This window comes from Peribacillus sp. YIM B13472 (assembly GCF_042788005.1).
Lineage (GTDB): Bacteria > Bacillota > Bacilli > Bacillales > DSM-1321 > Peribacillus > Peribacillus simplex_E.
In genome coordinates this window covers 1-7,545 of the sequence record NZ_JBHZPG010000067.1, presented here as the reverse complement: position 1 = coordinate 7,545, position 7,545 = coordinate 1, and the positions used below count along the sequence as shown (strand labels likewise).

The 7,545-nt window shown below is 34.3% G+C and carries 7 protein-coding genes; 1 reads left to right on the top strand and 6 read right to left on the bottom strand.

Going from position 1 to position 7,545, the window contains the following annotated elements; genetic code table 11:
- Nucleotides 1-1,128 precede the first annotated feature (1,128 nt).
- Nucleotides 1,129-2,541 (top strand): PQQ-dependent sugar dehydrogenase, encoded by a 1,413-nt coding sequence (locus tag ACFX4I_RS26100; RefSeq protein ID WP_283932802.1) that lies wholly within the window; start codon nucleotides 1,129-1,131, stop codon nucleotides 2,539-2,541.
- A gap of 63 nt (nucleotides 2,542-2,604) precedes the next feature.
- On the opposite strand, the gene ACFX4I_RS26095 is transcribed toward ACFX4I_RS26100, so the two are convergent.
- From ACFX4I_RS26095 to ACFX4I_RS26070, 6 genes are all read right to left on the bottom strand, one after another.
- A complete protein-coding gene (locus tag ACFX4I_RS26095) occupies nucleotides 2,605-3,156 on the bottom strand; it encodes a hypothetical protein (protein WP_377424121.1) in 552 nt (183 codons plus the stop codon).
- A gap of 234 nt (nucleotides 3,157-3,390) precedes the next feature.
- On the bottom strand, nucleotides 3,391-3,780 hold the full coding sequence (locus tag ACFX4I_RS26090; protein ID WP_377424119.1) for a cupredoxin domain-containing protein: 390 nt from the start codon (nucleotides 3,778-3,780) through the stop codon (nucleotides 3,391-3,393).
- 544 nt (nucleotides 3,781-4,324) lie between these two features.
- Nucleotides 4,325-5,035 (bottom strand): DUF421 domain-containing protein, encoded by a 711-nt coding sequence (locus ACFX4I_RS26085; protein WP_377424117.1) that lies wholly within the window; start codon nucleotides 5,033-5,035, stop codon nucleotides 4,325-4,327.
- A gap of 230 nt (nucleotides 5,036-5,265) precedes the next feature.
- Entirely contained in the window at nucleotides 5,266-6,084 is an 819-nt protein-coding gene (locus ACFX4I_RS26080; RefSeq protein WP_377424115.1) for a cupin domain-containing protein, read from the bottom strand.
- 467 nt (nucleotides 6,085-6,551) lie between these two features.
- A complete protein-coding gene (locus tag ACFX4I_RS26075) occupies nucleotides 6,552-6,827 on the bottom strand; it encodes a hypothetical protein (protein WP_230301397.1) in 276 nt (91 codons plus the stop codon).
- A gap of 508 nt (nucleotides 6,828-7,335) precedes the next feature.
- A partial coding sequence (locus tag ACFX4I_RS26070; protein ID WP_377424112.1) for a hypothetical protein occupies nucleotides 7,336-7,545 on the bottom strand: 210 nt, incomplete at its 5' end.

Genomic DNA, 7,545 nt, shown 5'->3' with positions numbered 1-7,545 from the left:
TCCAAGACGGACACATCCTCTCAAAAATCATTGTAAGGACTTAACTAAAATGTGTCCATGAAACTATACTAACTCCAATTCCTCTATTTTCTTAAGCAACTAACTTACCCCGTTTATTGCATAAGAAAAGGAGCTGCTGATCAGCTCCTGGTAATGAAGTAAAGCACCTGTTAGTTCCATAAAATTATCAGTCATCATCCGCCCAAAGGATACCTATATTATTTTTATCTATTACTAAGACTCCTGTATCAAATGTGGAGTCTGTGATAGGTCGCCATCCTCTTAGCCTAAAGAAGCCATCACCCTCATCGAAGTCACCATTAGTATAATAAATAGCATTAGATAGAAATTCGTTTAAGAAATAATTGCTTAACATATTAGCTAAAGGCTTAGTTTCTAATTCAATATCCTACGCCATGTCCATTGATAAAATATATTCAAGAATTTTTCCAGCAACACTTTGGTCAATCTGCTTCCAATATCCTTTTATCCTGTTGGGTTAAGACCAAGTTCTTTCAAGAATAGTTCTTTTGCAATTTCATTTGTTTTAGTATTTCCCGAATTGAATCCTGTCTTTGAAACTAAAGGTTTCACTACCTGAATTTCTTTTGGCTAACAAAATTTCATTAAATTCTTCATGATTCTTAATCATAAAATTAACATCCTTTAGTGTATTTTTATACTTTTTCACGTCTCTCTCATAGCTTATATCCTAACAAATAATTCATTAATATTATTCAACTATCCTTCCCGTTATCCAAAGAATTATCACCGAATCCTGCGGAAAGGATGCCTAAAAGAAAATCTAACATAGCTTAATTATTCCTCTGAAAATATTCAACTACTTGTACAAGTAATATATAGCATTTTTATGCTTCGATGATTTCTTGTTGAACTAATCTACCCCTATAGTATAAGTACATGCTTTCACAATCTCAATAGTGTAGAGCTTATCCTTGTTACAGGATAGCGTCCTTTAATGGAAACGCTTGAAGCACTCCTTTAGTTTAATTATGCTCATGCGGAAAGTTGTGCAATGCCTTATCGGATTCCCTACCTAATTTGGTACTAATAGACGGTTCTAATCATATTCTTATAAGAAAACAATAAGAAGGAGTGCAAAGTCAGTTGATAAAAGTTAAGGTTGGTTTACGGCCCATTGTAAGTAATATAAATTTACCTACTGTTTTAAAGACAACCATACTTCCAGGTGACTCAATTGAAAGATTATTTATTGCAACCCAGGTAGGAGAGATCTTTTACATAGGAAACGGAGTTATAAGGACTTTTTTAGATATTCGACCGCGAATCCTAAAACTAGGTGTTTCTGGTGGCGGATATGATGAACGGGGATTGCTGGGGCTAGCGTTTCATCCTGAATTTTATTATAACGGTCTGTTTTATCTTCATTATTCAGTAGCTGGAACACAAGGACCAGGTGCTCTTCCTGAATCTTTTAATCCTGACCCGTGTGATCCTAGAACTTTAAACCTAAGGTGGATAAATAGAGAAACTCAATATAATCATATTGATACAATTGAAGAATGGATTTTACAATCGAATGGTCAACCCCAAAAACGACGGACTTTACTTAACGTAAGAAGACCATTTTTAAATCATAATGGGGTCAATAGTTTAAACTTTTCACCCGAAACAGGAAAACTTGTTTTAACAACCGGGGATGGTGGATCAGGCTATGATCCATTTAACTTAAGCCAGGACGATCTGGAAATCGCCGGTAAAATAATTGAAATTGATGTAGATAAGAATAAATCCGTCAATAATCCACCCATTGTCACACGTTTTAATGAACTTCCCACAACTATTCAGGAAACGCTCATGGTAATGGCCAAAGGGGTTCGCAATATACCAGGCATTTCATTTCAAAGGATTTATAATCAGTATATTAAATATGCGGGAAATGTCGGCCAGAATTTGGTCGAGTCGATTTTTTCATTCGTTCATTATAAACCAATACCGGTTACTCAGCTTGTTCAAGCTTCTTTCATGAATTCTGAAGCTGACAAAGAAGGATTCATTAACTTTGGCTGGCGAGGTTGGGAAGGTGCTTTTCCTACTTCGATTATAAGAGGCTGCACTGAAAATCAGACTTTGGATGAGAAAACAATTGCTTATTACAATGAAGCAGTAACACTTTCAGCGAGTCGTCTTCAACCTTTAACCAGTTATTTCCACAAAGATACCAGACCCGATAAGTTTGGAGGAACTGCTCTTACAGGAGTGCAAGCCTATATGGGGAATGCAATTCCTGGTTTAACAGGAAGCGTTGTGTTTACCGATCTTGCCCGGAAAGAATCTCAACCTCAGGTTAGAGGGGCTTTAGCTTATACCACCGTAAGACCAAATGGTGAACAAAATGATTTTAGTGTGATACAAACCGATTATGATTTTGGGTCTCAATCAGCCTATTATGTTAGTTTGGGAACGAATCTGAATCAAACCAGCTTATATTTAGCTGTTTATGGCTCTATGAAAGTGACTGATTTTAACCAAGGCACTGTTTTTGAAATAGTTCCATGAATCAAAACAATTCTCTTACATGGATCTAATGAACCGAAATTAAAACCATGTGATGGAGAATCACTAAATTATAATCATTTTTAATCTTTTAAAAATGATTATAGCAATTTCAACCCATAACCAGCTATAAATGAAGGCAAATAAAAAGCCAAATATAAGAAATGAAAAGGAAACAGAGACGGCTGGACCTAAAACCGGAAAGTGAAAAATAAATATTAGACTCATAATTCCTAACATTAAAAGAATGGCACCAGTAGCAATAATACTTAACCTCTTCTTAAAAAGGTGAAAAGATGCCCCTATTCCAACTCCTAACAATCCTGTTGTAAATGGAAATACAATTAGTTCAGTTGGCTGTAGCATGAATAACAGCATAATTGTCAGAAAATAGGACATTGCTCCAAATGAAATGGAAAACATGGAACATAACAGGATAGGTGCAGTGGCCAGCGGACTTATAAAATATCCTATCCCTGGAAAAACTCCAGCTGCCTGCAGAATAGCAGCAATACAGGCAAAAATAGACACTAAAATGAGCTTCATCGTTTTTTTATGTTTATTGAATATTATTTGAGATAAAAGAACCTCATCAGAAATAGGTTTTAAAAAATACACCTTTCCACCTCATTCTTAATGGTTTATACGTTACCTTACATTATATTTACCATTTATTAGAGGTGGAACAATTATTATTAATCCAAGCATCAATTTCTTCTGTAATGAAAAATAAGCTTAACAAAAAAACTCTCTAAAACTTAATCGATAATATAAAGTAGAAAAGTCCGTTCGACGAGAAAGTAAGTAATTTCCTTTGCCTATAAAAAAACAAGGCCTTATTGGCCCTGCATTTTATTCGACTATTACTTTCCCAACCATTCCTTCCTGGAAATGGTACCGACATATAAGTTCATATGTACCGGGCTGTTTCGGATTCACGGTAATGTTTTTTTCTTCACCTGGCTGGGCCTCAACGTCAATGCCGAGCTTTTCAACTGTGAAGGTGTGCTTTTTACTGCCTTTGTTTTTCAATATCAGCGTTGTGGCTGTTCCATTCGGAATAGTGATGACTTTCGGATTAAAGAAATCATCGTTCAACTCGACCTCAATCGACTTCCCCATCTCCATAGGCTGATTTACAACACTGGATTCGGCAAATACGCCGAGTGATCCTAGTGTTGCCACAACTACAACCATTGCAAGCACAACGACCAATCCTTTTACCCACTTTTTCACAGACATTCGCAATCCCTCCTTTCCTCTATTTTTTTCTAATTCATAAAATATTATTACTATAAATTTTGTTGCGTGCTTTCAGATAGTAACTTTTTTATCTGAAACAGTGAAAAGAAAAAGATCGACTCTAATGACGATCTTCTGGAATCCTATTCTTATACAACTAAACTGCCCGTTTAGCTCCGTAAGAAAAAGAGCTGCCAAAGCAACTCCCTTATTGAAGTAAAGCACTTGTTATCTGAATAAGTAGTTACCTTTTATTTCTCGTTTAATTGCTCTAACCACTCTATAAACCAATCTTGAGGTAAATTTCACTTTTTAGAGGTCTAAGATTCTTTTAATGAGATTGAGGGATTTTTAAATAGTTACAATAAATAAAATAGAAGAACAGCACTAATATATATGGTTTTCCATTAAGTAACTACGCAATTCCTCTTTAAACCTTCTATCAGCATTTGAAAAGAGGGCTTGCTAGAAAATAATTTTACTCTCACACGATTACATCGTCCCTATTATTATTTTTATACTTTACTTTTGTGTAAAGAAATAATTATTCTTTATCAATAGGGGAATGAATATGATCTCTAAATGTATCAACATACATATTACCATTGGCAGCCATTACTGCATAAACAACATCATGTTTTAATAAATTACGCTTTTTTAACTCTGATTCTAACCATGAAAACGCTATATTATTTTGTTCTAAATTCTCTTTAATTATTTCTCCATCCATAATAAGTTCAATAGGTAACTTCTGTTCAGGCATTACCGCAATCATCAAATCCTGTTTTGTTACGTTCCTAAATTGCGGTTTTTTTAGTACTGTTAACGTTCCATTTGTTTCAACTATGGCAAATAGAACTTCTTCGATGTTAAAAATATCTCTTTCCCTTAGTTGTTGATTTAAATAATCCAATGTATATCGCATTTTATTCATGTTTCTTTCTAATATTTTTCCATTTTGCATCACAATTGTGGGATCTCCAGCCAGAAATTTTCTTCCTTTTCTATTTTTTAATGAAATAAGTGCAATCAGGAAAATAATTGCTATATATATAGTAAATGCAATAATTGTATGATGGACCTTAATAGTAGTATTAAAGGCTAAATTCGCTGAAATTGCACCTAGCGAAATTGCTGCAACAAAATCAAACATTGTCATTTGAGATATCGTTTGTTTACCTAATATTCTTGCTCCAATTAATAATAAACTGAAAGAAGTAATTGACCTCAAAATTACTTCGATATGTTCAGGCATTGTCCCACCCCGATTTTATCTATTGTTAGTCATATCATATCCTTGATTTTAATTAATTATTTATTTCACATTGTATTTTCCGCTTTCTCGATATATAAAAAAAAAGACAGGTTTCCCTGTCCTCAACATAGTATATTTACTTTTCAATCCTTGTGATCGGTTCACCATGATAATTCTAATTCTATCCGTGGTCTTTAAAAGTGCTAAGGAACTTAGGTTGCACTCTATTTCTACATATTTTTGCTTTGCTGAAGAAGTTTGGATTCTCCTGTACGTTCCCATTCTTCTACTGTTTCATATGCTCTTTCAGGAGAATACCCTTTTCCAACAAGAACTCCCATTAGAATAAATTCTTGAAGGATGTGTGTAGAATTTATTCCTCTTTTAACATCCTCTAATCCTTCCTTCACCAAAAATTCCGTGTACTGTATCCATTCATCTGGAGTCCTGTCAACTGTTTTGCCATTACCGCCTTCCGCAGCAAATGCATCTGCTTTGGTAACATGAATAGTACCAAATGGATGGTTAGGAGGAGCATATATCGCGTAAAGTTTTAGAGGGATATTACCTGTATTGATTAGATTATGCCATGTTCCAGCAGGTATCATTATTGCAGAATCATCATAGACGTTTCTTTCAAAGTTTAAATTTTCTTTACTCTTGCCCATTTGAACAATGCCCTGGCCTTGTTCAATACGTAAGAATTGGTCAACGTTAGGATGTATTTCCAAACCAATATCTTCGCCAACATTCAGACTCATCAACGTAACTTGTGAATGTGTTCCTGTCCATAAAGCAGTACGATAGGTATTGTTTTGCTTCGTTGCTTCATTGATATTAACGACAAATGGATTTGGTCCATAATCTGTTAAAAAAATACTTCTATTACTATTAGAAGAGCGAAAAGGATCATATCTGTTTGCATACTCTAACTCATTAGGAACATTCCAGTAAACAGACTGTCTTCCATAGTTATAGATTGGTACATTAACATAATCAGGATATTGATATTGATATTGATAGGGATACATATAGGGAACATAGTACATTTTTCTCAATCCCTTCACAGCTTTTAAAATTATCCTATGCACTTGGAAAGGAAATGCACTTAACATTCAAGGTAAATTATAGAATGTCATTTTAGCCAAAAAATCACTTATTTTATTAAATAGCCCGATTGTTGAACAATAACAAAAAATTACTATTCAACCATAAACTTCCCCTTTAGTTGAACCTACTACCTTATGGGAAATTAGAAATAAATTTAATTTTCCATGTTGAATTAAGGGGCAGGATAAAAACAAAGATAATTTGAAACGGAAAAGTAAAGCCCAAGGTTTTTTTCAGGTTTTTTTATCTGATTCTGTTAATCAAGATAGACTAATTTAAGATTTTTTCTCTCAAGGCTTTAAAACGTTAGAATTATTTACGGCTTTTCTTTATGCCAGGGGGGATATTTGGCGGTGTTGGTCTGTCGTAATTTTTACATTTGAAGAAGAATATACAGAATGATAATTTACCTTGTTCTCACCCCTCTTTTTGTTACTTTTGTTAATTCATTTGTTAATTTGTCAATTTGCTGTTGCATTTTTTCAAGCTTCTCATCTAATTCTTTTTGATCTTGTTTTTCTTTTTCTGTATCAATGATTGCCTCATCAATAGCAGTTAAAACTGCTATTGCTGCAATACCGTCTGCAATAGTAGTAAGAATAGCAGCAGTTAGCCCAAGTCTGAGACTAGGACTTATTTGCGATTGTTCATTTTGTTCTGAATTTGAATAGGTGTTATACATAAAATTGCTCCCCTCATCGACAATGTTAGAAAAGTTCAAATTAAAACTTATGTTCAAGGGATTGTGGTAATACATTTTCTTGCAATATTGCTTACCTTGAATAGGTATAGTCATTTTTAATAAAAAACACCTGCCAAAAACAGGTTTCTTTTATTAAATGTCTTGCAATGCACTTTATTCGTTCTCTTCTTTTTTAGAATGAGCTAAATATGGCATCTGTCAACAGTACCAGACCGAAGGAAGGATAAGGAGTTGACAGATTCACTGCACCAAGACCCTTTTGCTGTCTCAAAAGGCAACACTCTAACTACTCCTTAAAAAAATAGCTACAACCTGAGATCGTTTTTTTAAAATGCACTATATCCGTAGGCAGTGACAAATTCAGCGCTATAACCATAAGCACCCGCATAAGCGATTATTAGGCAGAACCTTCATCAAATCCTCCACAATCGCCTGTAACCCGAGACATACAATTACTCCTTATAAAGTTTTAAGGAGTTACTTACATTTAAGTTATGTTCCACATAGGTAAATGACACAGTTTTTTAAAAAGTAGCTTTGCAGTACACACTAACGTATGACCTATGCAACTAACCTGCCTTGTTCGTTGCATAAAGAAAAAGTTGCCTTTTAAAGGCAGCTCAGACTGTAGACAAACTCGATGAAAATCGAGTTTGTCTATTTTTATGGCTTGTACAATTTGAACGTTGATTTCCTC

Excerpts from the sequence above, each read along its gene's own strand:
- ACFX4I_RS26085 (WP_377424117.1), bottom strand. The coding sequence starts at position 5,035 with ATGCCTGAACATATCGAAGTAATTTTGAGGTCAATTACTTCTTTCAGT.
- ACFX4I_RS26075 (WP_230301397.1), bottom strand. The coding sequence starts at position 6,827 with ATGTATAACACCTATTCAAATTCAGAACAAAATGAACAATCGCAAATA.
- ACFX4I_RS26090 (WP_377424119.1), bottom strand. The coding sequence starts at position 3,780 with ATGTCTGTGAAAAAGTGGGTAAAAGGATTGGTCGTTGTGCTTGCAATG.
- ACFX4I_RS26080 (WP_377424115.1), bottom strand. The coding sequence starts at position 6,084 with ATGTACTATGTTCCCTATATGTATCCCTATCAATATCAATATCAATAT.